Raw genomic sequence first — 25,977 nt, 5'->3', positions numbered from 1 at the left:
AATCTTCCTTAAATATGCCGAGCATCCGTGTCGTGCCTGTGGATATCGCCCCTTCCCGCAGCGCTTGCCAAAGCATAATCAAGGAATCGCCCATGAGCGCCAGCACCACCGCCACCTTGCGTCACGATTGGTCCTTAGCCGAAGTCAAAGCGTTGTTCGTGCAGCCGTTCAATGACCTGTTGTTCCAGGCGCAGACCGTGCACCGCGCGCATTTCGATGCCAACCGTGTACAGGTGTCGACCCTGCTGTCGATCAAGACCGGTGCCTGCCCGGAAGATTGCAAATATTGTCCGCAGTCGGGCCACTACAACACGGGCCTGGAAAAAGAAAAGCTGATGGAGGTGCAGAAGGTCCTCGAAGAGGCCGCTCGCGCCAAGGCCATCGGTTCGACCCGTTTCTGCATGGGCGCCGCCTGGAAACACCCGTCGGCCAAAGACATGCCTTATGTGCTGCAGATGGTCAAAGGCGTGAAGGCCATGGGCCTGGAAACCTGCATGACCCTCGGCCGTCTCGACCAGGACCAGACGGCAGCCCTGGCCCAGGCCGGCCTGGATTACTACAACCACAACCTGGATACGTCGCCGGAGTTCTACGGCAGTATCATCACCACCCGTACCTACAGCGAGCGCCTGCAAACCCTGGCCTATGTGCGTGAGTCGGGGATGAAGATCTGCTCCGGCGGCATCCTTGGCATGGGCGAGTCCCTTGATGACCGCGCCAACCTGCTGATCCAGTTGGCCAACCTGCCGGAGCATCCGGAGTCGGTGCCGATCAACATGCTGGTGAAAGTCGCCGGCACACCGTTGGAAAATGCCGAGGACATCGACCCGTTCGATTTCATCCGCATGCTGGCCGTGGCGCGCATCCTGATGCCGCAATCCCATGTGCGCCTGTCGGCGGGGCGCGAAGCGATGAACGAGCAGATGCAGGCCCTGGCGTTCTTTGCCGGTGCCAACTCGATCTTCTACGGCGACAAACTGCTGACCACCGCCAACCCTCAGGCCGACAAGGACATGCAACTGTTCTCGCGCCTGGGCATCCTGCCGGAAGCCCGTGAAGAGCATGCGGATGAAGTGCACCAGGCGGCCATCGAACAGGCGTTGGTGGAGCAGAAGAGCAGCGAGCAGTTCTATAACGCCGTTGTTTGATTCCCATATGTTTTGACCGAGTTGCACCTGCCACCCCGAGGCCTGCATGTCTTTTGATCTCTCCGCGCGCCTCGCTGCCCGCCGTGCCGAACACCTTTACCGTCAACGCCCGCTGCTCCAGAGCCCCCAAGGCCCGGCGGTGGTGGTTGACGGTCAACCCCTCCTGGCATTCTGCAATAACGATTACCTGGGCCTGGCCAATCACCCGCAAGTGATCGAGGCCTGGCGCGCCGGGGCGTCCCATTGGGGCGTGGGCGGCGGTGCCTCGCACTTGGTGGTGGGCCATTCCACGCCGCACCATGAACTGGAGGAGGCGCTGGCCGATCTCACTGGCCGCCCGCGTGCGCTGCTGTTTACCACCGGCTACATGGCCAACCTCGGTGCGGTCACGGCGTTGGTGGGGCAGGGCGATACGGTGCTGGAAGACCGTCTCAACCATGCCTCGCTGCTGGATGCCGGCTTGCTGTCCGGTGCGCGCTTCAATCGCTACCTGCACAACGACGCGATCAGCCTGGCCAAGCGCCTGGAGAAAGCCACCGGTAATACGCTGGTGGTCACCGATGGTGTGTTCAGCATGGACGGCGACCTGGCCGACCTGCCGGCACTGGCCCGTGCAGCCAGGGCCAAAGGCGCCTGGTTGATGGTGGATGATGCCCATGGCTTTGGTCCGCTCGGCGCTAATGGCGGCGGGATCGTCGAGCATTTCGGCTTGAGCCAGGACGACGTGCCGGTATTGGTCGGCACCCTGGGCAAAGCGTTCGGCACGGCGGGCGCGTTTGTCGCGGGCAGTGAGGACCTGATCGAAAGCCTGATCCAGTTTGCCCGGCCGTATATCTACACCACCAGCCAACCGCCGGCGCTGGCCTGCGCCACCCTGAAAAGCCTGGAGCTGCTACGCACCGAACATTGGCGGCGCGAGCACCTCGACCGCCTGATTCGTCAGTTTCGCCAGGGCGCCGAGCAGCTTGGCCTGGACTTGATGGACAGCTTTACACCGATCCAGCCGATCCTGATCGGCGACAGTGCCAAGGCCGTGCGACTGTCGCAGATGCTGCGTGAGCGGGGCCTGATGGTCACGGCGATCCGCCCGCCCACCGTACCCGCCGGCAGCGCGCGTTTGCGCGTGACCTTGACCGCAGCCCACAGCGAGGCGCAGGTACAGCTATTGTTAAACGCATTGGAAGAGTGTTTCCGCTTGTCTGGTGCCACGGAGCCCGACCATGCGTGATCGACTGATCCTGCTGCCCGGCTGGGGTCTCGGCGTATCGCCGCTGGAGCCTTTGGCCGCCGCCTTGCGTGGCCTGGACGCACACCTGCAGGTGCAGGTCGAGCCATTGCCGGCGCTTGCTTCCAGCGACCTCGATGAATGGCTCGACGAACTCGACGCTACCCTGCCCGACAACGCCTGGCTGGGCGGCTGGTCCCTGGGCGGCATGCTCGCTGCCGAACTGGCGGCGCGGCGCGGCGAGCGTTGCTGCGGCTTGCTGACCCTGGCGAGCAACCCGTGCTTCGTCGCACACGACGGCTGGCCCCATGGGATGCCCGCCGCGACCTTCGATGCGTTCCTGGCCGGCTGCCATGCCGACTCCCAAGTCACCCTCAAGCGCTTCGGCCTGTTGTGCGCCAAGGGCGCCGAGGACCCGCGGGGGCTGTCGCGCCTGCTGGTCAGTGGCGCGCCGCATTCAGCGTCCAGCGTGTTGATGCCCGGTCTGGAACTGCTGGCCCAACTGGATACCCGCGAAGCCTTGCTGGCTTATCGCGGCCCACAGTTGCACCTGTTCGCCGGCATGGACGGATTGGTGCCCGCCGAAGCCGCCAGCGACCTGCTGAGGCTGCTGCCGGATGTGGAAATCGGCCTGATTGAACAGGCTGGTCACGCTTTTCTTCTGGAAGACCCCCACGGTGTGGCGGGGGCCATCCAGGCTTTTTTGCATGAGTGCGTCGATGACTGATTTATCCCATCCCTCCCTGCCGGGCGCCTTGCCGGACAAACGTCAGGTGGCGGCGTCGTTTTCCCGTGCGGCGGCCAGTTACGACAGCGTCGCCGAGTTGCAGCGCGCCGTAGGGCATGGGCTGCTGGCCCGCCTGCCATCAGCGTGTGCGCCACGGCACTGGCTGGATATGGGCTGCGGCACGGGTTATTTCAGCCGTGTGCTGGGCGAGTTGTTGCCCGCCAGCCAAGGTGTGGCGCTGGATATTGCCGAGGGCATGCTTAACCATGCCCGGCCTTTGGGTGGCGCACATCATTTTGTCGCGGGTGATGCAGAACGCTTGCCGCTGAAAGCCGAGAGCTTCGAGCTGCTCTTCTCCAGCCTGGCGGTGCAGTGGTGTGCGAACTTCGAGGCGGTGCTCAGCGAGGCCTATCGCGTGCTGCAGCCGGGTGGCGTGCTGGCGTTCGCCAGTTTGTGCGTCGGGACGCTGGATGAGTTGCGCGAAAGCTGGCGGGCGGCGGATGGCCTGGTGCACGTCAATCGCTTCCGCACTTTCGAGGCGTACCAGCAGTTGTGCGCGGCCAGCGGTTTGCGCGTGGTCAGCCTGGAGCGACGTGCCCATGTGCTGCATTATCCGGATGTGCGCAGCCTGACCCATGAGCTCAAGGCGCTCGGTGCGCACAATCTCAATCCGGGCCGCCCGGGAGGGTTGACGGGCCGTGCGCGGATTGTTGCACTGGTAGACGCCTACGAGCAGTTCCGTCAGGCCGAGGGACTGCCGGCCACTTATCAAGTGGTGTACGCCGTCCTGGAGAAGCCCCTATGAGCGCCGCCTATTTCATCACCGGCACCGATACGGATGTCGGCAAGACCACTATCGCCGCCGGCCTGTTGCACGCCGCTCGGCTAGCCGGCAAAAGTACTGCCGCGGGAAAACCCGTGGCTTCCGGCTGCCAGGTCACGGCCAAGGGCTTGCGCAACGCCGATGCCCTGGCGCTGCTGGCCGAATGTTCATTGCCGTTGAGTTATGCCGAGGTCAACCCGGTGGCGTTCGAACCCGCCATCGCGCCCCATCTGGCCGCGCGGGAGGCCGGCGTCGCGCTGACGGTGCAGTCGTTGTTGAAACCCATGCAGCAGATTCTGGCGCGTCAGGCGGATTTCACCCTCATCGAAGGCGCAGGCGGTTGGCGTGTGCCGTTGGCTGACCAGGACAACCTGTCGGACCTGGCCATGGCGCTGCAACTGCCGGTGATCCTGGTGGTGGGCGTGCGCCTGGGATGCATCAGCCATGCCTTGCTCACCGCCGAAGCCATCGCCCGGGACGGTTTGCCCTTGGCCGGTTGGGTGGCGAATATCATCGACCCCAAGACCTCTCGTCTGGAAGAAAACCTCGCCACCCTGGCCGAGCGTTTGCCCGCGCCATGCCTTGGACGAGTGCCCAAGCTCAAGCACGCCGGCGCCGAGGCGGTAGCTGAGTACCTGCAACTGGACCTGCTTGACTGATTCTGGCTATCGGCAAGGCATTATGCCATTAGTGTTTTTAACGGGCTTTTTGCCAGTATGTCTGCTTCAATTCAACTTCACGATTCTCTAAAGGCAGGTTGAAGCCATGGACATCTCTGGCAGCAGCGCGTTTTACTCGGGGCTGAGCACCATTCAGGCCGGGCAGAGCCGTGTCGACCAGGCCGCCGGCAGGATTGCCAGCGCCGCGACCACCCAGCCGTCGGACGCACAGCGCGACCGGTTGCAAGCCAATGACCGCGCCCAGCCGACGAACTCGGCGAGCAATATGGTTGAAATGGCCCAAGGCAAGTTTCAAGTGGAGTTGGGCGCCAAGGTCGCCAAGGCTTCAGACGAAATGCTCGGTACCCTGATCGACACCTTCGCTTAACCCCTCTTTCGTACGACCGGCTTCTTCCTGGGGCTGGTCGCCTTTGCGCAATCCTCCATTTTCTTCTGAACACCTTGTGGCATCCCGCCGCAGGCCTCGCCATGCCTGCCATTGACCCGCGTCATGACAAACGGTGTCTGGACGACGCTTGACATCCCTAGGTCGTAAACGTATGTTTCAAACACCTGTTTGACCGCCATAACAAATCCACGCGGTTGTTCATTCCAGATACATCAGCAGAGGTTTATCGCTATGCCTGACTACAAGGCCCCCTTGCGTGATATTCGCTTCGTTCGTGACGAACTGCTCGGCTATGAAGCGCACTATCAAAGCCTGCCGGCTTGCCAGGACGCTACCCCGGACATGGTTGACGCCATTCTCGAAGAAGGCGCCAAGTTTTGTGAGCAAGTGCTGGCACCGTTGAACCGCGTGGGTGACATCGAAGGGTGCACCTGGAGTGAGTCTGGCGTAAAAACCCCTGCTGGTTTCAAAGAAGCCTACAAGCAATTTGTCGAAGGCGGCTGGCCAAGCCTGGCCCACGACGTGGAGCACGGTGGCCAAGGCCTGCCGGAATCCCTGGGCCTGGCCGTGAGCGAAATGGTCGGCGAAGCCAACTGGTCGTGGGGCATGTACCCGGGCCTGTCCCATGGTGCGATGAACACCATTTCCGAGCATGGCACCCCCGAGCAGCAAGAGGCTTACCTGACCAAGCTGGTGTCGGGCGAGTGGACCGGCACCATGTGCCTGACCGAGCCACACTGCGGTACCGACCTGGGCATGCTGCGCACCAAGGCCGAGCCTCAGGCCGATGGTTCCTACAAAGTCTCCGGTACCAAGATCTTCATCTCGGCCGGTGAACACGACATGGCCGACAACATCGTCCACATCGTGCTGGCCCGCCTGCCGGACGCACCGGCGGGTACCAAAGGCATCTCGCTGTTCATCGTGCCCAAGTTCCTGCCCAACGCCGACGGCTCGATCGGTGCGCGCAACGCCGTGAGCTGTGGTTCCCTGGAACACAAGATGGGTATCCACGGTAACGCCACCTGTGTGATGAACTTCGACGCGGCCACCGGTTTCCTGATCGGCCCGGCGAACAAAGGCCTGAACTGCATGTTCACCTTTATGAACACCGCTCGCCTGGGCACCGCGCTGCAAGGCCTGGCCCACGCCGAGATCGGCTTCCAGGGCGGCCTGAAATACGCCCGCGATCGCTTGCAGATGCGTTCCCTGACTGGCCCGAAAGCGCCGGAAAAGGCCGCTGACCCGATCATCGTGCACCCTGACGTGCGCCGCATGCTGCTGACCATGAAAGCCTTCGCCGAAGGTAACCGTGCGATGGTGTACTTCACCGCCAAGCAAGTGGACATCGTCAAGTACGGCACCGACGACGAGGCCAAGAAACAGGCCGACGGCCTGCTGGCATTCATGACTCCGATTGCCAAGGCGTTCATGACCGAAGTCGGTTTTGAATCCGCCAACCACGGCGTGCAGATCTATGGCGGCCACGGCTTTATCGCCGAGTGGGGCATGGAGCAGAACGTTCGCGACAGCCGTATCTCCATGCTGTACGAAGGCACCACCGGCATCCAGGCACTGGACCTGCTCGGCCGTAAAGTGCTGATGACCCAGGGCGAAGCGCTCAAGGGCTTCACCAAGATCGTGCACAAGTTCTGCCAGGCCAACGAAGGCAACGACGCGGTCAAGGAATTCGTGGCACCGCTGGCTGCGCTGAACAAAGAGTGGGGCGAGTTGACCATGAAGGTCGGCATGGCCGCGATGAAAGACCGCGAAGAGGTGGGGGCCGCTTCGGTGGATTACCTGATGTACTCCGGTTACGCGTGCCTGGCTTACTTCTGGGCCGACATGGCGCGCCTGGCTGCCGAAAAACTCGCCGCCGGTACCAGCGAAGAAGCGTTCTACACCGCCAAGCTGCAAACCGCGCGCTTCTACTTCCAGCGCATCCTGCCGCGGACCCGTACCCACGTGGCCACCATGCTGTCGGGCGCCAGTAACCTGATGGACATGAAAGAAGAAGACTTCGGCCTGGCTTACTAAGCCTTACCGGGTTCATTTGAAACCGTCGCTTCCCTTGGGAGCGGCGGTTTTTTCATTGGGGGATAAAAAACACAGTGCAGCGCTCAGGGATTTTCTCCGGCTGCCGTTACAGTGATGGCAATGTGATACATGACGGGCAGGGTGTGCTTAACTGTTCGCATCAAGGCACAGTGCCACTACTTTTTGCGGGTCGGAGTTTTACCCTTGTCACGCGTGTCTGCTTTACGTTTCAGTCACTTTCTTCCTTCGTTGCTGCTGTTGCTGGCCGGGCTCTCGGCTGCGTACGTCAAGGACCTCAGCGTCTTCTTCACCTCGCTGTTCAATGTGTTGCCGACCCTGGTGCTGTTGCTGGGCGGTTCGTACTGCGCGGTTTATCGCCGTCAGCGTGAATTGTTCCTGATGATCACGGTGTACATCGCCTACTTCCTGCTCGATACCCAGACCGATTTCTATCGCGACAATGGCCGCGTGCGCGAAGACGCGGCCGTGGTGTTTCACCTGTGTTGCCTGTTATTGCCGTTGCTGTTCAGCATCTACGCGCTGTGGCAGGAGAAGACCCACCTGTTTCGCGACTTCGTTGCCCGTTGTGCGGTGCTGCTGGCAATCGGCAGCGTGGCGCTGGCCCTGGAGCAAAGTTATCCCCAGGCACTGCTGAACTGGCTGGCGGAGATCCGCTGGCCCGCTCTGCATGGGACCTGGATGAGCCTGATCCAGTTGTCTTACCCGATGTTCCTGGTCGGCTTCCTCGCCCTGGCGGCGCAATACTGGTACCAGCCGCGCCCGCTGCATGCAGCGCAACTGGTGGGCTTGCTGGGGATGTTCTGGATGTTGCCGCAGACCTTCATCCTGCCGTTCACGCTGAATATCATGTGCAGCCAGGTCATGCTGATGATCGCCGCCGGCGTGGCCCACGAGGCTTATCAAATGGCGTTCCGCGACGAACTGACCGGCCTGCCGGGGCGCCGTGCCCTGAACGAACGCATGCAGCGGCTGGGGCGCAACTATGTGCTGGCAATGACCGACGTCGATCACTTCAAGCGCTTCAATGACACCCATGGTCACGATGTGGGCGACCAGGTGCTGCGCCTGGTCGCGAGCAAGCTGTCCAAGGTCAATGGGGGTGGACGTGCCTACCGCTACGGCGGTGAAGAGTTCGCCGTGGTGTTCGCCGGCAAGACCCTGGATGAGTGCATGCCGCACCTGGAGGAAATCCGCGAGATCGTCGCCAACTATGACATTAAGCTGCGTAATTCGGACCGGCCCCAGGATGATCAACAAGGCCGTCAACGCCGGGCGGGCAGCGGCGCGTCGAGTGTGTCTGTGACGGTCAGCATCGGCGTGGCCGAACGCCAGATCGACCAGCGCACGGCGGAAGAAGTGCTCAAGTCCGCCGACCAGGCGCTGTACGCCGCCAAGGGCGCGGGGCGTAACTGTGTGGTTGCGGCCGGGCAGACCCGCCGTGGCGCGGTGCGCATGCAGAGCGCTGCCGGTTGAGTGATGGCGCTGTATTCAGCGGTTCTACAATGATTGTCCGAGGCGCTGGCCGGCAGTAGGTTGAAAGGATCTGCTGCCGGAGACATCGCCATGCCTGAGTACAAAGCTCCACTGCGCGACATGCGCTTTCTGATCGACAACGTGTTTGATTTCCACGGCCACTACGCTGCCCTGGGCGCCACGGACGCCAGTCCGGACATGGTCAGTGCAATCCTGGAAGAAGGTGCCAAATTCTGCGAGAACGTGCTTTCGCCACTCAACCGCAGTGGTGATGAGGAGGGCTGCCATTTCGACAACGGCGTGGTGACGACGCCCAAGGGCTTCAAGGAAGCCTTCGCCCAGTACGTCGAGGGCGGCTGGCACGGTGTGGCGGCAGACCCGGCCTACGGCGGCCAGGGCCTGCCGCAATCGTTGGGCCTGGTGCTCAGCGAGATGATCGGCTCCAGCAACACCTCGTGGGGCATGTATCCGGGCCTGACCCACGGCGCGATGTCGGCGATCCACGCCCACGGCACCGAAGAGCTGAAGGCCACGTTCCTGAGCAAACTCACCGCAGGCGAATGGACCGGCACCATGTGCCTGACCGAAGCCCATTGCGGCACCGACCTGGGCCTGATCAAGACCCGTGCCGTGCCCCAGGCGGATGGCAGCTACGCGATCACCGGGAGCAAGATCTTCATCTCGGCCGGTGAGCACGACATGAGCGCCAATATCATCCATCTGGTGCTGGCCAAGCTGCCGGATGCGCCGGCGGGCACCAAGGGTATCTCGCTGTTTATCGTGCCCAAGTTCCATGTGGATTCGGCTGAGCGCAATGCGGTGCACTGCGGCTCTATCGAGCACAAGATGGGCATCAAGGCCTCGGCCACGTGCGTGCTCAACTTCGACGGCGCCAAGGGCTTTTTGATTGGCGAGGCGAACAAGGGCCTCAACTGCATGTTCACCATGATGAACCACGCCCGCCTGGGCACCGGCATGCAGGGCCTGTGCAATGGCGAGGCGAGCTTCCAGGGCGCGATCAAGTACGCCAACGACCGCCTGCAAATGCGCGCGCTGACCGGCGCCAAGGCCCCGGAGAAAGCCGCCGACCCGATCATCGTGCATCCCGATGTGCGCCGTATGCTGCTGACCATGAAAGCCTTCAACGAAGGCAACCGCGCACTGACCTATTTCACCGCGCAGTTGCTCGACACCGCGCACCTTTGCAGCGACGCCGGCCAGCGCCAGGAGGCCGAAGACCTGTTGGCGTTCCTCACTCCCATCTGCAAAGCCTTTATGACCGACACCGGGCTGGAGGTGACCAACCACGGCATGCAGATATTCGGCGGCCATGGCTACATTCGTGAGTGGGGCATGGAACAACTGGCGCGCGATGCGCGGATTGCGCCGATCTACGAAGGCACCAACGGCATCCAGGCCCTCGACCTGCTGGGGCGCAAGGTGTTGGGCAGCCAGGGCAAGCTGCTGCGCGGCTTTACCAAAATCGTGCATAAGTTTTGCGCGGCGAATGCCGAACATGCGCAGCTCAAGGGCTATGTGGTGCAGCTTAATCAACTGAATCAGGAATGGGGCGAGCTGACTACCCAGGTCGGTATGGCCGCGATGAAAAACCCGGATGAGGTGGGCGCAGCGGCGGTGGATTACTTGATGTACAGCGGTTACATCATCCTCGCCTACCTGTGGCTTCGGATGGCCATTGCAGCGCTGGCGCACGATGACACTGACTTCGCCAAGGCCAAGCTGGCGACCTGCGACTTTTACTTCAAGCGCCTGTTGCCACGTACCGCAACCCACCGCGCCGCCGTGGAAGCGGGCAGCGAATGCCTGATGAGTCTGCCTGCGGAGTCGTTTGCGCTGTGATGACTTAAAAATACCAGTCAGTCACAAGTGGACCCTATGTGTCTGAAAAGTTGTTCGGGTACACTCGGAGCCTGTAAAACCGATCCTATCGAATCACTTTTCACGTTCTCACGAGGTTTGCCATGGCTGATTACAAAGCGCCGCTGCGTGATATGCGCTTCGTCCTCAACGAAGTCTTTGAGGTCGCCACCACTTGGGCCCAATTGCCGGCATTGGCAGACAGCGTTGACGCCGAAACCGTAGAGGCCATCCTCGAAGAAGCCGGCAAGGTCACCGCCAAATCCATCGCCCCGCTCAGCCGTGGCGGCGATGAACAGGGCTGCCGCTGGGATAACACGGCGGTGTTTACTCCGGATGGTTATCCACAGGCCTACAAGACCTACGCTGAAGGTGGCTGGGTCGGCGTAGGCGGCGACCCCGTGTTTGGCGGCATGGGCATGCCCAAGGCGGTATCGGCCCAGGTCGAGGAGATGATCAACTCGTCAAGCCTGGCGTTCGGCCTGTACCCGATGCTGACCTCCGGCGCCTGCGTGTCGATCAACACCCATGCCAGCGAGGAACTCAAGGCCATCTACCTGCCGAAGATGTATTCCGGCGAGTGGGCAGGCTCCATGTGCCTGACGGAAGCACACGCGGGTACCGACCTGGGGATTATCCGCACCAAGGCCGAGCCGCAGGCAGACGGTTCCTACAGGATCAGCGGAACCAAGATCTTTATCACTGGCGGTGAACACGACCTCACCGAGAACATCATTCACCTGGTGCTGGCCAAACTGCCGGACGCACCGGCCGGTCCCAAGGGGATTTCGCTGTTCCTGGTGCCGAAGTTCATGGTCAACGCCGACGGCAGCCTGGGCGCGCGCAACCCGGTGAGCTGCGGCTCCATCGAACACAAGATGGGTATCCAGGCATCCGCCACCTGCGTGATGAACTTCGACGAAGCCGTTGGCTACCTGGTGGGCGAACCCAACCGTGGGTTGGCGGCGATGTTCACCATGATGAACTATGAGCGCCTTGGCGTGGGTATCCAGGGCCTGGCGTCCGGCGAGCGCTCCTACCAGAACGCGATTGAATATGCGCGGGACCGCCTGCAAAGCCGTGCGCCGACCGGTGCCCAGGCCAAAGACAAAGTGGCCGACCCGATCATCGTCCACCCCGACGTGCGCCGTATGCTGTTGACCATGAAAGCCTCCAACGAAGGCGGACGCGCGTTTTCCACCTATGTGGCGACGCAGCTGGACATCGCCAAGTTCAGTGAAGATGCCGCTGCCCGCGAGCGGGCCGATAACCTGGTGGCCTTGTTGACGCCGGTCGCCAAGGCGTTCCTCAGCGACCTGGGCCTGGAAACCACCGTGCTCGGCCAGCAAGTGTTTGGTGGCCACGGTTACATTCGTGAGTGGGGCCAGGAGCAACTGGTGCGTGATGTACGTATCACCCAGATCTACGAAGGCACCAACGGCATCCAGGCACTGGATTTGATGGGACGCAAGATCGTCGGCAGCGGCGGTGCGTTCTACACCTTGTTCGCCGACGAGATTCGCCAGTTCATCGCCTCGGCGGGGCCCGAATTGGCGGAGTTCACCCAGCCACTGGGCGCAGCGGTGGATAACCTGGACGAATTGACCGCCTGGGTGCTGGATCGTGCCAGGACCAATCCGAACGAGATCGGCGCAGCCTCGGTGGAGTATTTGCATGCATTTGGTTACATGGCCTACGCCTATATGTGGGCGCGCATGGCCAAGGCCGCGTTGGGCAAAGAGACTGAGGAAGACTTCTACGCCAGCAAGCTGGGCACCGCGCGCTTCTACTTTGCGCGTCTGTTGCCACGTATTCACTCGCTGAGTGCGTCGGTAAAAGCCGGTAGCGAATCACTGTTTTTGCTGGATGAGGCACTGTTCTAACGGCTTGGAGGGCGTGTAAGCATTCTCTTACATGACGTACTGCTAATCGTCCTCTATCGCCAAATTGGATCCACGGATAATCTACTTCACATGGACGTCGCGCAGGAAGCGCAAAGCAACAACACGGACACGTAGGATTCTGCCAGGATGGCGGAGTGAAATGGATGTCAGGGAAACAGTCTGCAAAGCCCCGCTTCGGCGGGGTTTTCTTTTGCCCGCGAAAAAGTCAGGCGCCGAATTTCAGGGCAGGGCCTGCGGCGCATTCATCACGTCTTCCAGCAAGGTGCGCAGCAGCGCCATGGTTGCCTGCTGGCGCTGTACATCGCGACACACCAAACCTACCTTTAACGGCACCCTGGGTTCACTCAAGGGTTTCCAGAGCAGCGACTGGCTGTTGTGTTCGTCCTGGGAGCGTCCCGGCAGCACCGTGGCCAATTTGGTGTTAGGCAAGCTGTCGAGAATCCCCACCATGGTATTCAACTCCGCCTGTACCTGCGGCCGGCGTCCGAGGTTGGATAACTGACCCTGCCAGATCTGTCGAACCTGGAACTCTTCCCCCAGCAACAACATCGGCAGTTCGGCGGCCTGTTTCAGCGAGACTTTCTTGAATTCGCGCAGGGAATGGCCCTCGGGGATGACTATCTTCAATTCATCTTCGTACAACAACACACCGTGCAGCCCCGGCTGGCGTGGTGGCAGATAGCTGATGCCGATGTCCAGCGAGCCGTTAAGCAACCGCCGTTCAATCTCGATCCCGGTCAATTCGTAGATCTGCACCACCAGGTGCGGCTGGGCCTTGCGCACGCGCTCGAGCATTTGCGGGACCAGGCTGGTGTGCACGGTTTGCAGCACGCCGATGGCCAGGGTGCGCATGGCCTGGCCCTTGAAGTTACGCAAGGCTTCGACGGCTTGCTGCATGCCATCGATCAGCGGCAAGGCATGGTTGTACAGCGTATGGGCGGCCAGGGTGGGCAGCAGGCGTTTGCTGCTGCGTTCGAACAGGCTCACATCGAGGTTGCGCTCCAACTGGCGGATCTGTTGTGAGAGCGCTGGCTGTGAGATCGACAGGCGTTCAGCGGCACGGCCCACATGGCCTTCTTCATACACCGCGACGAAATAACGCAGTTGCTTAAAATCCATAAGGTTTGCTTATCGAAAAAGCTGGAAAAACGAAATGGCCGGTGGCCCCCGAGGCGCCTAGTCTAGCGCCTATTCGCAGGGCTTACAGGGCCGGATCGGGCAATGAACAGCGTTTATGTTGATGGCGTTTACATAGGCAAGGCAACACACCCTCAGACAGTGATTGCAGGGAAAACCGACCAAGGTCCGGTTGCCACTGGGGGCAAGCTGTGAATCTCTTCAATATGCGTCGCCCCGTGCCCAGCCTGGACGACCTGGTGCTGGAGGCTTCACCCGATACGCTGTCCAGTGAGGCGCTGATGCCCACCGTGGCGAGGCCGCCTCAGGTTTTCGTTCGTGGCCAGGGCTCGTGGCTGTGGGACAGCGACGAGCGTGCCTACCTGGATTTCAGCCAGGGCAACGCTGCCAACAGCCTCGGCCACAGCCCGCAGGTCTTGATCAAAGCCCTTGCCGACCAGACCCAGGCCCTGATCAATCCAGGCCTGGGGCTGCATAACCGCGCTCAACTCAATCTTGTCGACCGCCTGTGCCATCGTACCGGCAGCGACCAGGCCTACCTGCTCAACAGTGGCGCCGAGGCCTGCGAAGCGGCGATCAAGCTGGCGCGCAAGTGGGGCCAACTGCATCGCGGCGAGGCCTACCGCATTATCAGTGCGAGCAATGGTTGCCATGGTCGCAGTTTCGCGGCACTGGCGGCGTCGGCCGGCAATCTGGAAAACCGCTTTGAACCGCAATTGCCCGGCTTCAGCCATGTGCCCTTCAACGACCTTCCGGCCCTGCATGCTGCGGTCGATGCACAGACAGTCGCCATCCTGCTGGAGCCGGTCCAGAGCGAAGCCGGTGTGATCCCCGCGACGGAACATTACCTCAAGGGGGTTGAACGGCTGTGCCGCGAGCTGGGGATCCTGCTGATCCTCGACGAAGTGCAAACCGGCCTCGGCCGTTGCGGCACCTTGCTTGCCGAACAGCAATACGGTGTGCGAGCCGACATCATCACCCTCGGCAAAGGCCTGGGCGGCGGCGTGCCGTTGGCTGCGCTGCTGGCGCGAGGCAACGCCTGTTGCTTTGAAGTGGGTGAGCTGGAAGGCACCCATCATGGCAACGCATTGATGGCAGCGGCCGGGCTGGCGGTACTCGATACGGTGCTGGAGCACGGCTTCCTGGAACACGTACGTGAATCCGGCCTTTACCTGGGCGAAGGCCTTGCCCGACTGGCCTACCGCTACGACCAGGGCCCATTGCGCGGCCACGGCCTGATGTGGGGCCTGACGCTGTCGGATGATTCTGCAGATGCAGTGGTAAAAGCCGCCCTGCACGAAGGCCTGATCCTCAACGCCCCGCAACCTGACTGCCTGCGCTTCACCCCGGCGCTTACGGTGAGCAAAAGCAACATCGACGAAATGCTCCTGCGCCTGGCCCGCGCTTTTTCCCGGGTGCGCACCGCCCAGTTGCAATGCCGCAAGGGCATCGCCGTTTAACCCACATTCCTGAACCGTCTCGCGGTATACGCGGCGCCTCCAGCCTGATTTTTTCGGCTGGGGGCGTTTTTTTGCGTGTGAAATTTTTGGATTGAAAGCGTTGATTGATCGCCTGTGAAAACAATGGCTTTTTAGCGTGCGTCGATAAGGACTGTCGACGGAGCATTGGTTGCTCCACTTCTAATCTATGCCACTGGGTGGTATGTTTATGGGAAGGGATATCCCTGAGGCTTAGGTTGTTTAAAACCAGGAATTTTGCTGAGGCGGCCAGAAAGGCGTGGATCTGTGATTCGGAGTTGAGGGAGGCGTTCGGCCAATTGCTCAGGGGGCAAGCTGACAATTTGGGAGGTGGTGTCTGGAAGAAACGCCTCAAAGAGAACCGACATCGATCTATTGTCTTGGCCAAGGGCAGGCATTACTGGGTTTATAACTCTCTTTTTGACAAGTAGAGGCGAAGCAATATCAGCCATAAGGAACTCAGCGCGTTGCGAGCACTGGCTAAGGTTTATGAAGGGTTAAACGAGGTACAGGTTCAACACCTTCTGGATAGTGGGGAATTTGTGGAGATGCACCATGACCAAAAAATATGAAAGCGAAATTCTTGAGTCTGTTCACCAATCTGCCAAAGCGCTTTATGCAATTGGCGCCATCAACAAAACTACTCTTCGTGAGTTCGACGAGGCATGCCTTGCAAAGATCCCGGCGCAAATCCCTGCCGAACAGATCAAGCAGCTACGTGAAAGTAGCCATGTCAGCCAACCGGTGTTTGCTCGTTACCTGAATACCAGCGCCTCCACGGTGAAGAAATGGGAATCTGGCGAGAAGCAACCCAGCGGCATGGCGCTCAAACTTCTTAGCATCGTGCAAAAGCATGGGTTAGAAATTCTGGCCTGAAGGATGGCCCGGTGCCAGATCCCACTGAACCCTCACGAACGCCCAAGGTCGATTAGCTACACGGCTCACACGAGCCGATTTTCTGGAGCTGACCCATGGACATCATTCGTATCATCATCGCCATTCTGCTGCCGCCACTGGGTGTGTTCCTGCAAGTGGGTTTCGCCGGCGCGTTCTGGCTGAATATTCTGCTGACCTTGTGCGGTTACTTCCCAGGCATCATTCACGCCGTGTACATCATCGCCAAGCGCTGAGCCCGTCAGCCTTTTGCGATGATCCGTGAATTGCGCTCATTGCGAAAGGCCAGTTGCTCGATGGTCTGGGTAGCGTGCTCGGCTTCTTCACGCGCCTTGAGGATGATGCCGTGCTGCTCGGACTTACTGCACACCGGGTCGGCATTGCTCGCATCCCCCGTGAGCATGAAGGCCTGGCAACGGCAGCCACCGAAATCCTTTTCCTTTTCATCGCACGAACGACACGGCTCGGGCATCCAGTCGTAGCCGCGAAAGCGGTTGAACCCGAAAGAGTCGTACCAGATGTGCTGCATGCTGTGGTCGCGCACATTGGGAAACTGCACCGGCATTTGTCGGGCACCGTGGCAGGGCAGGGCGGTGCCGTCCGGCGTCACGGTCAGAAAGATACTGCCCCAGCCGTTCATACAGGCCTTCGGGCGCTCCTCGTAGTAGTCCGGTGTCACGAAGATCAGCTTGCACGGATGGCCTTCGGCTTCGAGCTTGGCACGGTATTCGTTGGTGATGCGTTCGGCGCGCACCAGTTGTTCCTTCGTCGGCAATAAACCCACGCGATTGAGTTGTGCCCAGCCATAGAACTGGCAGGTGGCAAGCTCGACAAAATCCGCCTCCAGCGCAATACACAGCTCGATGATGCGGTCGATCTTGTCGATATTGTGCCGATGGGTGACGAAGTTCAGCACCATCGGGTAGCCATGCGCCTTCACGGCGCGGGCCATTTCCAGTTTTTGCGCAAAGGCTTTTTTCGAACCGGCCAGCAGGTTGTTCACCTGTTCGTCGCTGGCCTGGAAGCTGATCTGGATATGGTCCAGGCCGGCTTTCTTGAAGTCGCTGATCTTCTGCTCGGTCAGGCCGATGCCTGAGGTGATCAGGTTGGTGTAGAACCCCAGCTTGCGCGCCTCGGCGATCAACTCGGCGAGGTCCTGGCGCACCAGCGGCTCACCGCCGGAAAACCCCAGTTGCGCCGCGCCCATCTCGCGGGCCTCGCGAAATACCTTGATCCACTGCTCGGTGCTCAGCTCCTTGCCCTGCTCGGCAAAGTCCAGCGGGTTGGAGCAATACGGGCATTGCAGCGGGCAGCGATAGGTCAGCTCGGCGAGCAACCACAGCGGCAGGCCGATGGCGGGTTTTTCAGGCAAGGGTGATCCAGTGCTCAGCACGGGCGACCTCCATGAATTGCTCGATGTCGTCACCCAGCTCAGGTACGCCGGGGAACTGTTCTTCGAGGGCGGTAATGATCGCCGCCACGTCGCGCTCACCGTCAATCAGGCCACCAATCAGCGCGGCGCTGTCGTTGAGCTTGATCATGCCTTCGGGGTAGAGCAACACATGGCCTTTTTGCGCGGGTTCGTACTGGTAACGGTAGCCCTGGCGCCAGGTCGGTTTTCTGCTGCGATCAAAGCTCATAGGGTGATCCCTTTATGCCACACCCGCTGCTCGGTCACGCTGTGATACGGCGGGCGTTTCAGTTCGTAGGCCATGCTCATGGCATCCAGCATGCTCCACAGGATGTCGAGTTTGAACTGGAGGATTTCCAGCATGCGCTCCTGGCCTTCTCGGGTGGTGTAGTGCTGCAAGGTGATTGCCAGCCCATGCTCCACGTCGCGCCGCGCCTGGCCCAGGCGGGTGCGGAAATATTCGTAGCCGGTGGGGTCGATCCACGGGTAGTGCTGCGGCCAGCTGTCGAGGCGCGATTGGTGGATCTGCGGCGCGAACAGCTCGGTGAGCGAGCTGCTGGCGGCTTCCTGCCAGCTGGCGCGGCGCGCAAAGTTGACGTAGGCGTCTACCGCAAAGCGTACGCCGGGCAATACCAATTCCTGGGAGCGCAACTGGTCGGGGTCGAGGCCGACCGCTTGGCCCAAACGCAGCCAGGCTTCGATACCGCCGTCCTCACCCGGTGCGCCATCGTGGTCGAGCAGGCGCTGAATCCACTCGCGACGGATCTCGCGGTCCGGGCAGTTGGCCAGGATCGCCGCGTCTTTCAGCGGGATGTTCACCTGGTAATAGAAACGGTTGGCGACCCAGCCCTGGATCTGCTCGCGGGTGGCACGGCCTTCATACATCGCCACGTGGTACGGGTGATGGATATGGTAGAAGGCGCCTTTGGCCCGCAAGGCGGCTTCGAATTCGGCGGTGTTCATCGGTCTATCAGTCATAAGAGGTCTCCTGTAGGAGCGAGCTTGCTCGCGAAGGTCGTTAACGATGACGTGGGCGTTCTGAATGAGCACGGTGCCCTTGGGTTTTTCGCGGGCAAGCCCGCTCCTACAGTTCGATGCTCATGCCGTCGTAAGCGACTTCGACATTGCGCCGCACCAGTTCCGCGCGCTCGGGAGAATCTTCATCGAGGATCGGGTTGGTGTTGTTGATGTGGATAAGCACCTTGCGCTGCTTGGGCAACTGCTCCAGCACTTCGAGCATGCCGCCGGGGCCATTTTGCGCCAGGTGGCCCATCTCGCGGCCGGTGCGGGTGCCGACGCCACGGCGCTGCATTTCATCGTCGTCCCACATCGTACCGTCCACCAGCAGGCAATCGCTGCCGGCCATGATCTCCAGCAACGGCGCGTCGACCTTGCCCAGGCCCGGGGCGTAGAACAGTTTGCCGCCGGTGCGCAGGTCTTCGACGATCAGGCCGATGTTATCGCCTGGGTGCGGGTCGAAGCGGTGCGGCGAGTACGGTGGGGCGGCGCTACGCAGGGGCAACGGGGTGAAGCGCAGGTTGGGGCAGGCCGGGATGGTGAAGCTGGCATCCAGCTCGATGCGGTTCCAGGCCAGGCCGCCGTTCCAGTGGGTGAGCATGGTGAACAGCGGGAAGCCGGTGCTCAGGTCTTCATGGACCATGTCGGTGCACCACACCTGGTGCGGGCAACCTTCGCGCAGGCTCAACAGGCCGGTGGTGTGGTCGATCTGGCTGTCCATCAGGATGATGGCACTGATGCCGGTGTCGCGCAGTGCGCGGCCGGGCTGCATCGGCGCAAAACCCTGGAGTTGCGCGCGGATATCCGGTGAGGCATTGCACAGTACCCAGTTCACGCCATCGTCGGAAATGGCGATGGACGACTGGGTCCGCGCCTGCGCCCGCAGGCTGCCGTCACGAAAACCTGCGCAGTTCACGCAGTTGCAGTTCCACTGCGGGAAGCCGCCGCCAGCGGCGGAACCTAGAATCTGGACAAACATGGCCGCTCCATCAAGCAAAGCTCAAAACAAAAACGCCCCGGGCGAACCGAGGCGTTGTATTACCCAGCGGCTTAGCGGCTGGCGAAGTACATGGTGACTTCGAAGCCGATACGCAGATCAGTGTAAGCAGGTTTGGACCAGGTCATATTCTTACTCCTACGAAGGGATGGGACGTTTACTACCAAGTAATACATATAGTCCACCTCCAGTCGGAGATGTTCAGATGTGTGCGTGGGAATGTTACGCAATTCTTCTCAAGTTAGCGCTGTCTTGGTGGAAAAAGCCTGTTGCAGGGTTGGCAATGATCAGCTCGCCGGTTGCCAGCTCTCGTCGACAGGTGGGCCGTTGGCGATGCAGCGCCAGCCGCCGGTCGCGTCCTGCAGCTGTTGGGCCGCGTGTTGCAGGTCCTCCCGTGTGCGGGCCTGGATCAGCTGTTGAAGCCGGTACAGATAATCCGACGGATGGCCCGCCAGGCGCGCGTGCCAAAGCAGTTCGGCGCTTTGGGTGATCGGTAACGTCGCGGCGCAGAACTGCTGTGCCAAGGCGTGATTGCCCACGTCAACGCTGCCGTCGATCAACACCGGTAGGTGTTTCAGGAAGGTTTGCAGGTGATCGACGATACCTGCCAGTGAAACGCTGGGTGATTGCACACCCAACAGCAGGCCGGTTTGCCCGTTGATCTGTCGGACACCGCTGAATACGGCGTAGCCCAATTGCAACTCGACCCTCAGGCGTTGGTAGAACGGCCCTTGGAGCAGGTGCCCAAGCAGCCGCCATGAGGCTTCATCGGCCAGGGATTGGCTGGGTGCCGGGCAAAACAGCAGCACCGCGGCTTCGGTTGAGGCAGTTTTAACCGTATGCCACACACGTTGACCACCGAGGTGTTGAAGAGACGGTTCGAAGTGTGCAGGTTGCCCGGGCAGACGGGCGGCGGCGGCCTTTATCAACGTTTCACATGCGGCGGGCAGACTCAGCCCCAGGCCGAGCCAGCGTGCAGTGGCCCAGGATCCAGGCTGTTCGCTGGCGTCGGCATGGCCGGTGGCGCAGCACGCGGGCAGGGCCTGGAGCAGTTCCCGGATAGCGATCATGGGCGCAGGTGCCGGGGCAGTTTCCTGCGGCAGGTTCAGGCGCTGCCCCAACGCCTCCAGCACGGCCGGCATCGGCTCGTGCAGCCCGGTTATCTTCACCAACCAATCATGGCCGGTGGCTTCGAGAGATAATTCGACGCCCGCCTGGCGCGCATGTTCACGCAACGGCTGCAAGGTGTTTTCCAGCCCGGCAGGCGCTGGCGCGTCGAAGCGCCACTGCACGTACAGCGCGCCTTCATCGCCGTCATCCGCCAAGGCCTGGCTGAAGGTCAGCGCCGATACGTCCCTTCGCCCCCGTGAACGATCCTGGGCAAACGTGCGCAAGCCTCGGTGAGCGCTGGTTTGGCCACGGATCAGGCCGGCGCGTTCTTCTTTGGCCGGTGGGCGCAGGAACGGGTTGTTCGGCGGCAGTTGCCAACGGTGTTCGGCGGGCGGCAAGTGCAGTGAATCAAGCAGGGCCTTGAGCGCGGCGACGCCCTGTTCACTGAGGTCTTCGCTGTCGTTTCGAGCCAATGCCAGGGCGCCCTGGACCTGTTGTTGGCGAGCGTTCAGCAGGGCGAACTCTTCGCGCAGTGGCGTCCAATCGCTGTGGGCGAAAAAGCTCAGCCAGTCGTGCAGCAGCGTCTCAATGTGTGTGGGCGGTTCGTCCTTGCTGTCGAGTGTAAAGTCGATGTCCAGCACGGCTTGACCGGCGAAGTGGTACAGCACCGATGCCTGCAGGACGCTGGCCAAGTGTCGGGTTTTCAACTCGGCGAGCAGCCCGCCCGGCGCAGAGGCATTGAGCCAGGTGCAGAGGAAATCCAGGGCTTCACGGGGCGCGTCACAGGTGATGACGTGGTGCAAGTGGTTGTTGTCGATGTGTTGATAGCGCCGAGCCTGGCCTTGCATCAAGGCCGGTGGTGAGGCCTGCGGATGCAAGGGGCCAGCGATCAGTTGCGCGCTGAAACGCTGCGCCAGGGCTTCCAGTTCTTGCAGCGGCTCCGGGCCGGCGAGGCTCAGCGTCATCTGTCCGCTTTGATAGAAATGCGTGTGGAATTCCCGCAGTGCTTGCTGAAACGCCTCGCGCTCCACCGGCAGGCTGTCGCGGTTGCCCGCGTGAAAGCCGCGCAGTGGATGATCCGCTGCCAAGCCTTCTAGCAGCGCCACCTGCTGCTGTGCCTTGGCATCCTGGGACCAGGCGACGTACTCGGCGTGCAGCACTTCGCGCTCGCGCCGTTGATCTTTCAGGGTCAGGCGCGGATGGGTCAGCATGTCCGCCAGTCGCTCCAGCCCGTGCGCATAGACTGAAACCGGTAGTTCAAAGAAGAAGTCCGTGGTGCGTTCGCGGGTGCTTGCATTCACTTGGCCGCCGTGGCGCTGTACGTAGGCCATCAGCCCTTCGCCTGCAGGAAATCGCTCGGTTCCCAGAAACAACAAATGCTCAAGAAAATGCGCCAGCCCCGGCCAGGCCAACGGCACGTCGTGGCTACCGGCAGCCACCCGCAGCGCCGCCGCGCAACGTTTTAAGCGCGGTGCATGGCGCAGGGAAACCCGCAGGCCATTGGCCAGGGTCAGGTGAACGGGATAAAGGTGGGCCGGGGCGGGCATGGGCACTTCCAGAACGGGCAAGTGCCTATGCTAACAAACCCATTCAGTCAGGGCTTGTACAGCGGGCCGTAAAGCTCGGGACGCCGGTCTTGCAGGTAATGGTTGGCGGCGCGGGCGTCGAGGATCGATTGCCGGTCCACTGTCCCGACAATCAAGGCTTCATCCAGGCCGGCCTGGGCGATTCGCTGACCATCTGGTGCGGCAATGCTGCTTTGCCCGCAGTACTGGATATCGCCTTCGTGCCCGCAGTAATTGGCGTGGGCCACGTAGCACTGGTTCTCGAAGGCCCGCGCCCGCACGGTGACATCGGCGACGAAGTCGAACGGCACCATATTGGCGGTGGGCACCAGGATCAGCTCGGCACCGGCCAGGGCCAGGCGTCGGGTGTTTTCCGGGAACTCCAGGTCATAGCAGATCAGGAACCCCAACTTCCATCCGTTGAGTTCCACCAGCGGGAAATCATCGTCGCCGGCACTGAACATCGAGTGATCCAGATCGCCGAACAGATGGGTCTTGCGGTAGTTGCACAGGCGCTGGCCGTGGGCGTCGATCAACTGCACGGCGTTGTAGATCTGCCCGTCTTCGGCCCGCTCCGGGTAGCCGTACAGAATCGCCAGCCCGGCGCTCTGCGCGATTTCGGCAACGGCTTGGGCAGACTCCCCGTCCTGGGCTTCGGCCAAGGCACCCACGGCTTCGGCACCGATGTTGTAACCGGTGAGGAACATCTCCGGCAGCACCAGCACATCGGCACCGGATGCTTCATGCGCCAGTTGGTGCAGACGCTTGAGGTTGCCTGCGACATCCAGCGGCAGCGGTGGGCATTGGTACAGGGCGACGCGCATGTTCAACTCCTTAGTCAGCCAGGGCAATCGGCCCGATCTCATCGAACACATCACCCGGCCCCGGGTTCTCGGGGTGAGTGCTGCCGCCAAAGTGGGTCATGATGCCCCACACCGCGTTCAATGAGGTTTGTACCGCGCCCTCCACCCATGCTGGAGTCCAGGACACGTCGTCACCGGCGATAAAAATCCCACGCTGTTCAGCGGGCATGTCCTTCTGCATGAAGTGCGCATACATACGTTGGTTGTAGCGGTAGTGACCCGGCAGCGCGCCTTTGAAGGCCCCGAGGAAATGCGGGTCGGCTTCCCAGGACACGGTGATCGGGTCGCCGATGATGCGCGCCTTGATGTCGACTTTCGGGTAGATCTTGTTCAAGGCGTCCAGCGCCAGTTTCACCCGTTTGTCGATGGGCTGCGGGAGCATTTTCAGCGCGTCGCTCATCCACGAGTACGACAGGCAGATCACCCCTGGCTTGTCGTCGCCGTTGTCGAAAAGGTAAGTGCCGCGCGTGAGGCGATCGGTGAGGGTCATGCTCATCAGGTCGCGGCCGGTCTCCGGGTCTTTGTCTTTCCAGAACGGGCGGTCGACCATCACGAAGGTCTTTGACGATTGCATGTAGCGCGTGCGGTCGAGGGCCATCCACATCTTTTGCGAGAACAGTGTTTCATCGCACTCGATCTGGGTAGTCAGCAGCCAGCTTTGGCAGGTGGTGAGCACGGCCGCGTATTCGCGGGTATCGCCGTAGTTGTCGGTCACCGCGAAACGGCCATCGGCAGCATGGGCGATGCGTTTTACCCCGGCCCGTGGTGCACCGCGGTGCAGCGAGCTCAGGCTGGTACCGGCGGGCCAATGGGCGCAACGCTCCGGCACATGGCGCCAGATGCCCATCGGCACCTGGGCTACGCCGCCGACCACCAGGTGCTGGTGATCGTCACAGTTGGTCATGACCACGCGGAATATTTCCAGCATGGAGTTGGGGAAATCCGAGTCCCAGCCACCGGTGCCGAAACCTACCTGGCCAAACACCTCGCGGTGGTGGAACGACAACTTGGCGAAGGCCTTGGAGGTGGCTACGAAGTCGTAGAAGGTGCGGTCGTCCCACAAGGGCACCAACTTGTTCCACAGCGCTTTGAGGCGCGGCACATCACGGTCGCGGATGGCTTGCTGGATATCGCCGAACTGCGAGCCGGCTTCCAGGGCGTCGGCCCAGGCGTCAGCCACTTCCTGGAACAGCGCAGGCAGATCGGACAGCTTTTGTGCGTAGTGGGTCTGGCCTTCGAGATCGATCACCGTACTGCCGGAAGCCGGCGTCAGCGGGTTGGGGAAGGGTTTGGTTTCCAGACCCAGCTTGTCGACGTAGTGATAGAACGCGGTAGAGGACACCGGAAAACGCATGCCGCCCAACTCGGCGATGATGCCTTCGGCGCCTTCGAAGGCCTGGGAACGCAAACGGCCGCCCATCTTCGAGGCCTCATACACCACGGGCTTGAGGCCCAGCTTCATCAGCTCGTAGGCGGCGACCAGCCCGGCGATACCGGCGCCGACGATGGCCACTTCGGCGCCATGATTGGCGGCGGGGATACTGCCGAGTCCGGCGGGGTGTTCGATCCAGTCATCGAAGGCGAACGGGAAATCCGGGCCAAAGATGGTGATGGGTTTTTTACCGTCGGCAGGGTGGCGATGGGTCTTGCTGATAGTGCTGGACGGAATGCTCATGGCGGGCCCTTGCTGACGACTCGGCGGGAAGTGACCCGCTGAGTATAGGAAAAGATGGCAGCCAGTTTAGGGAGCGTTGCGTTCGTTAATAAGACGCAAAGTGTCGTCGGAATGAATTGTTTTTAGTCATAGTGACGAATTAGGTGGTCAGATTGGTTGGCCGCGATCCAATTTGTTACTGAGGATGATCGATGTGGTGGTTTTCTCCACGCCATCGACACTGCCGATCTGGTCCAGTAACTGATCGAGCTGTTCCGGCGAATCGGTGCGCAACCAGGCCACGTAATCGAACTCGCCGCTGACCGCGCACAATTGTTGAACCTGGGCCATGGCGCTCAGCCTGCGCAGCACTTCTTTGCCCGAGCGCGGTTGCACGGTGATCCCCACATAGGCCTGCAAGCCGCCATCTGCCACGCGTTGACCCAGGCGCACACCATAACCGGTGATCACCTGGGTTTTCTCCAGGCGCGCAAGGCGCGACGTCACCGTGGTGCGCGCAATGCCCAACTGCCGGGCAAGCATGGCCACGCTTTCGCGGGCGTTGATCTGCAAGGCGGCGATCAACTGGCGATCGATTTCATCTAGAACAGGCACGTGGGGCTCCGTGACGGGCGGCAATGGGAACGCATGTTACAGGCTTGGATCGGCCAGCAGGCAGCGGGCAAACAGTTGTGGTACCGGCAGGTGACGTTGGCTGTAGCGGCCCAGCAGGATGATCTCGCGGAAAAAAGTCAGCTTGCCCAGCGGGATTATTCTTACTTGGGGCGAGCGCTCCAGCCACAAGCCTGCCTTTGGAATCAACGATACGCCCAGGCCACACTCCACCATCCTGACGATGGCTTCGAGTTCATCCAGCTCCAGCGCCACTTGCACCTCAAGCTTCTGCTCGCGCAGAAACCGGCTTACGAGTCGGCCGCCAAACGAAGCACGGTCATAGCGCACATGGGGCTGGGTGTTGAGTAGGTGCAAAGGGTCGTCGCCCACCAATGTGTTCGGCACGACCAACACGAACGGCTCCTTGCGCAGCACCTGCACATACAACTCCTTGGGCAGGTCGAAGGGCGGTCGAATGATGATTGCCGAATCCAACTCTCCAGCGTCGACCTGGTTCAACAGTTCCAGGGAGACACCAGGCACCAACTTGCACTCAACCGTTGGCGCGGCCTGGCGCAAGCGCACCAGCGCCTGGGGCAGCAAACCGGTTTGAGCCGTAGTGATAGCACCGACTTTCAACTCACCCCGGTATTCATTGGTATTCACCGGCACCGCCATGCGGTTGAAGGTCTCCAGAATCTCCTTGGCCAAGGGTAATGCGCGCAAACCGGCGGCATTCAGGGTGGCCTGGCGGCCGGTGCGGTCGAACAGCTGCACGCCCAGCGCTTGCTCCAACTGACGAATCTGGGCACTCACCGCTGACTGCGTCAGCCCGATATGCATGCCCGCTGACGCAAACGTCCCGTGGCGCGTTACCGCAATAAAGGTCTTCAATTCACGCAGCATCGATGTCTCGATTCATCAAAAATTTT

The 25,977-nt window shown here is 61.2% G+C and carries 24 protein-coding genes and 1 pseudogene; 14 read left to right on the top strand and 11 right to left on the bottom strand.

Annotation, left to right across the window (positions count from 1 at the left end; all coding sequences use genetic code 11):
- The first annotated feature begins 92 nt into the window (after nt 1–92).
- The 10 genes from bioB (at nt 93) to BFQ01_RS11825 (ending at nt 12,283) form a co-directional block, all read left to right on the top strand.
- Nucleotides 93–1,148 carry a biotin synthase BioB gene (bioB, locus tag BFQ01_RS11875; RefSeq protein WP_065925417.1) on the top strand — a complete coding sequence of 352 codons (1,056 nt, stop codon included), beginning with the start codon at nt 93–95 and terminating at the stop codon, nt 1,146–1,148.
- 46 nt (nt 1,149–1,194) lie between these two features.
- Nucleotides 1,195–2,376, top strand: coding sequence for an 8-amino-7-oxononanoate synthase (gene bioF / locus BFQ01_RS11870; protein WP_065925416.1), 1,182 nt, complete (start codon nt 1,195–1,197; stop codon nt 2,374–2,376).
- Complete coding sequence (locus BFQ01_RS11865; RefSeq protein WP_065925415.1) at nt 2,369–3,100, top strand: alpha/beta fold hydrolase; 732 nt, start codon at nt 2,369–2,371, stop codon at nt 3,098–3,100. The genes bioF and BFQ01_RS11865 overlap by 8 nt, the downstream gene beginning before the upstream one ends.
- Nucleotides 3,093–3,905, top strand: coding sequence for a malonyl-ACP O-methyltransferase BioC (gene bioC, locus BFQ01_RS11860; protein ID WP_065925414.1), 813 nt, complete (start codon nt 3,093–3,095; stop codon nt 3,903–3,905). Before BFQ01_RS11865 ends, bioC begins: the two co-directional genes overlap by 8 nt.
- Entirely contained in the window at nt 3,902–4,582 is a 681-nt protein-coding gene (gene bioD, locus BFQ01_RS11855; protein ID WP_065925413.1) for a dethiobiotin synthase, read from the top strand. The genes bioC and bioD overlap by 4 nt, the downstream gene beginning before the upstream one ends.
- A 106-nt stretch (nt 4,583–4,688) precedes the next feature.
- Nucleotides 4,689–4,970, top strand: coding sequence for a pyrroloquinoline quinone biosynthesis protein PqqE (locus BFQ01_RS11850; protein ID WP_065925412.1), 282 nt, complete (start codon nt 4,689–4,691; stop codon nt 4,968–4,970).
- 252 nt (nt 4,971–5,222) lie between these two features.
- On the top strand, nt 5,223–7,028 hold the full coding sequence (locus tag BFQ01_RS11840) for a phenylacyl-CoA dehydrogenase (protein WP_027605944.1): 1,806 nt from the start codon (nt 5,223–5,225) through the stop codon (nt 7,026–7,028).
- Between the two features lie 204 nt (nt 7,029–7,232).
- The gene (locus BFQ01_RS11835; protein ID WP_065925411.1) at nt 7,233–8,522 is read left to right on the top strand and encodes a GGDEF domain-containing protein; all 1,290 of its coding nucleotides are present in this window, start codon (nt 7,233–7,235) and stop codon (nt 8,520–8,522) included.
- 90 nt (nt 8,523–8,612) lie between these two features.
- Nucleotides 8,613–10,382 (top strand): acyl-CoA dehydrogenase C-terminal domain-containing protein, encoded by a 1,770-nt coding sequence (locus BFQ01_RS11830; protein ID WP_065925410.1) that lies wholly within the window; start codon nt 8,613–8,615, stop codon nt 10,380–10,382.
- A gap of 122 nt (nt 10,383–10,504) precedes the next feature.
- On the top strand, nt 10,505–12,283 hold the full coding sequence (locus BFQ01_RS11825) for an acyl-CoA dehydrogenase C-terminal domain-containing protein (protein WP_065925409.1): 1,779 nt from the start codon (nt 10,505–10,507) through the stop codon (nt 12,281–12,283).
- Between the two features lie 240 nt (nt 12,284–12,523).
- On the opposite strand, the gene BFQ01_RS11820 is transcribed toward BFQ01_RS11825, so the two are convergent.
- Nucleotides 12,524–13,423, bottom strand: coding sequence for a LysR family transcriptional regulator (locus BFQ01_RS11820; RefSeq protein WP_065925408.1), 900 nt, complete (start codon nt 13,421–13,423; stop codon nt 12,524–12,526).
- A 209-nt stretch (nt 13,424–13,632) separates the two neighbouring features.
- Here BFQ01_RS11820 and BFQ01_RS11815 point away from each other — a divergent pair, with 209 nt between their 5' ends.
- From BFQ01_RS11815 to BFQ01_RS11800, 4 genes and pseudogenes are all read left to right on the top strand, one after another.
- A complete protein-coding gene (locus BFQ01_RS11815) occupies nt 13,633–14,901 on the top strand; it encodes an aspartate aminotransferase family protein (RefSeq protein WP_065925407.1) in 1,269 nt (422 codons plus the stop codon).
- A 224-nt stretch (nt 14,902–15,125) separates the two neighbouring features.
- Nucleotides 15,126–15,491 (top strand): annotated as a pseudogene (locus BFQ01_RS11810) (type II toxin-antitoxin system RelE/ParE family toxin).
- Nucleotides 15,475–15,795, top strand: coding sequence for a helix-turn-helix domain-containing protein (locus tag BFQ01_RS11805; RefSeq protein ID WP_065925406.1), 321 nt, complete (start codon nt 15,475–15,477; stop codon nt 15,793–15,795). The pseudogene BFQ01_RS11810 and the gene BFQ01_RS11805 overlap by 17 nt, the downstream one beginning before the upstream one ends.
- 95 nt (nt 15,796–15,890) lie before the next feature.
- Entirely contained in the window at nt 15,891–16,049 is a 159-nt protein-coding gene (locus BFQ01_RS11800) for a YqaE/Pmp3 family membrane protein (RefSeq protein ID WP_010207008.1), read from the top strand.
- Between the two features lie 5 nt (nt 16,050–16,054).
- Here BFQ01_RS11800 and pqqE read toward each other — a convergent pair whose 3' ends face one another.
- The 10 genes from pqqE to BFQ01_RS11755 form a co-directional block, all read right to left on the bottom strand.
- Nucleotides 16,055–17,185: a pyrroloquinoline quinone biosynthesis protein PqqE gene (pqqE, locus tag BFQ01_RS11795; RefSeq protein ID WP_065925405.1), complete on the bottom strand. Its 1,131-nt coding sequence runs from the start codon at nt 17,183–17,185 to the stop codon at nt 16,055–16,057.
- Nucleotides 17,178–17,453, bottom strand: coding sequence for a pyrroloquinoline quinone biosynthesis peptide chaperone PqqD (gene pqqD / locus BFQ01_RS11790; protein ID WP_065925404.1), 276 nt, complete (start codon nt 17,451–17,453; stop codon nt 17,178–17,180). The genes pqqE and pqqD overlap by 8 nt, the downstream gene beginning before the upstream one ends.
- The gene (gene pqqC, locus BFQ01_RS11785; RefSeq protein WP_065925403.1) at nt 17,450–18,202 is read right to left on the bottom strand and encodes a pyrroloquinoline-quinone synthase PqqC; all 753 of its coding nucleotides are present in this window, start codon (nt 18,200–18,202) and stop codon (nt 17,450–17,452) included. The genes pqqD and pqqC overlap by 4 nt, the downstream gene beginning before the upstream one ends.
- 106 nt (nt 18,203–18,308) lie before the next feature.
- Nucleotides 18,309–19,220 (bottom strand): pyrroloquinoline quinone biosynthesis protein PqqB, encoded by a 912-nt coding sequence (gene pqqB, locus BFQ01_RS11780; protein WP_010207003.1) that lies wholly within the window; start codon nt 19,218–19,220, stop codon nt 18,309–18,311.
- Nucleotides 19,221–19,291: 71 nt separating this feature from the next.
- Entirely contained in the window at nt 19,292–19,366 is a 75-nt protein-coding gene (gene pqqA, locus BFQ01_RS31410) for a pyrroloquinoline quinone precursor peptide PqqA (protein WP_003194766.1), read from the bottom strand.
- A 159-nt stretch (nt 19,367–19,525) separates the two neighbouring features.
- Nucleotides 19,526–21,895 carry a pyrroloquinoline quinone biosynthesis protein PqqF gene (gene pqqF, locus BFQ01_RS11775; protein ID WP_065925402.1) on the bottom strand — a complete coding sequence of 790 codons (2,370 nt, stop codon included), beginning with the start codon at nt 21,893–21,895 and terminating at the stop codon, nt 19,526–19,528.
- A gap of 47 nt (nt 21,896–21,942) precedes the next feature.
- Complete coding sequence (locus BFQ01_RS11770; protein ID WP_065925401.1) at nt 21,943–22,737, bottom strand: carbon-nitrogen hydrolase family protein; 795 nt, start codon at nt 22,735–22,737, stop codon at nt 21,943–21,945.
- Nucleotides 22,738–22,747: 10 nt separating this feature from the next.
- A complete protein-coding gene (locus BFQ01_RS11765) occupies nt 22,748–24,430 on the bottom strand; it encodes a flavin monoamine oxidase family protein (protein WP_065925505.1) in 1,683 nt (560 codons plus the stop codon).
- Nucleotides 24,431–24,598: 168 nt separating this feature from the next.
- A complete protein-coding gene (locus tag BFQ01_RS11760; protein WP_032883895.1) occupies nt 24,599–25,045 on the bottom strand; it encodes an Lrp/AsnC family transcriptional regulator in 447 nt (148 codons plus the stop codon).
- 36 nt (nt 25,046–25,081) lie between these two features.
- Entirely contained in the window at nt 25,082–25,951 is an 870-nt protein-coding gene (locus tag BFQ01_RS11755) for a LysR family transcriptional regulator (RefSeq protein WP_065925400.1), read from the bottom strand.
- Between the last annotated feature and the right edge of the window lie 26 nt (nt 25,952–25,977).

The organism is Pseudomonas sp. 8 R 14, from assembly GCF_900005955.1.
Classification (GTDB): domain Bacteria; phylum Pseudomonadota; class Gammaproteobacteria; order Pseudomonadales; family Pseudomonadaceae; genus Aquipseudomonas; species Aquipseudomonas marginalis.
Note: the sequence above shows the minus strand (reverse complement) of the source record. Positions and strands in the feature narration are given on the sequence as shown.

Bases quoted from the DNA above. Each gene is read 5' to 3' on its own strand.
- BFQ01_RS11825 (WP_065925409.1), top strand. From the start codon at position 10,505: ATGGCTGATTACAAAGCGCCGCTGCGTGATATGCGCTTCGTCCTCAAC.
- pqqF (WP_065925402.1), bottom strand. From the start codon at position 21,895: ATGCCCGCCCCGGCCCACCTTTATCCCGTTCACCTGACCCTGGCCAAT.
- pqqD (WP_065925404.1), bottom strand. From the start codon at position 17,453: ATGAGCTTTGATCGCAGCAGAAAACCGACCTGGCGCCAGGGCTACCGT.
- BFQ01_RS11865 (WP_065925415.1), top strand. From the start codon at position 2,369: ATGCGTGATCGACTGATCCTGCTGCCCGGCTGGGGTCTCGGCGTATCG.
- BFQ01_RS11840 (WP_027605944.1), top strand. From the start codon at position 5,223: ATGCCTGACTACAAGGCCCCCTTGCGTGATATTCGCTTCGTTCGTGAC.
- BFQ01_RS11830 (WP_065925410.1), top strand. From the start codon at position 8,613: ATGCCTGAGTACAAAGCTCCACTGCGCGACATGCGCTTTCTGATCGAC.
- bioF (WP_065925416.1), top strand. From the start codon at position 1,195: ATGTCTTTTGATCTCTCCGCGCGCCTCGCTGCCCGCCGTGCCGAACAC.
- BFQ01_RS11800 (WP_010207008.1), top strand. From the start codon at position 15,891: ATGGACATCATTCGTATCATCATCGCCATTCTGCTGCCGCCACTGGGT.
- BFQ01_RS11755 (WP_065925400.1), bottom strand. From the start codon at position 25,951: ATGCTGCGTGAATTGAAGACCTTTATTGCGGTAACGCGCCACGGGACG.
- bioC (WP_065925414.1), top strand. From the start codon at position 3,093: ATGACTGATTTATCCCATCCCTCCCTGCCGGGCGCCTTGCCGGACAAA.
- BFQ01_RS11805 (WP_065925406.1), top strand. From the start codon at position 15,475: ATGACCAAAAAATATGAAAGCGAAATTCTTGAGTCTGTTCACCAATCT.
- BFQ01_RS11820 (WP_065925408.1), bottom strand. From the start codon at position 13,423: ATGGATTTTAAGCAACTGCGTTATTTCGTCGCGGTGTATGAAGAAGGC.
- pqqC (WP_065925403.1), bottom strand. From the start codon at position 18,202: ATGACTGATAGACCGATGAACACCGCCGAATTCGAAGCCGCCTTGCGG.
- BFQ01_RS11850 (WP_065925412.1), top strand. From the start codon at position 4,689: ATGGACATCTCTGGCAGCAGCGCGTTTTACTCGGGGCTGAGCACCATT.
- pqqB (WP_010207003.1), bottom strand. From the start codon at position 19,220: ATGTTTGTCCAGATTCTAGGTTCCGCCGCTGGCGGCGGCTTCCCGCAG.
- BFQ01_RS11770 (WP_065925401.1), bottom strand. From the start codon at position 22,737: ATGCGCGTCGCCCTGTACCAATGCCCACCGCTGCCGCTGGATGTCGCA.
- bioB (WP_065925417.1), top strand. From the start codon at position 93: ATGAGCGCCAGCACCACCGCCACCTTGCGTCACGATTGGTCCTTAGCC.
- bioD (WP_065925413.1), top strand. From the start codon at position 3,902: ATGAGCGCCGCCTATTTCATCACCGGCACCGATACGGATGTCGGCAAG.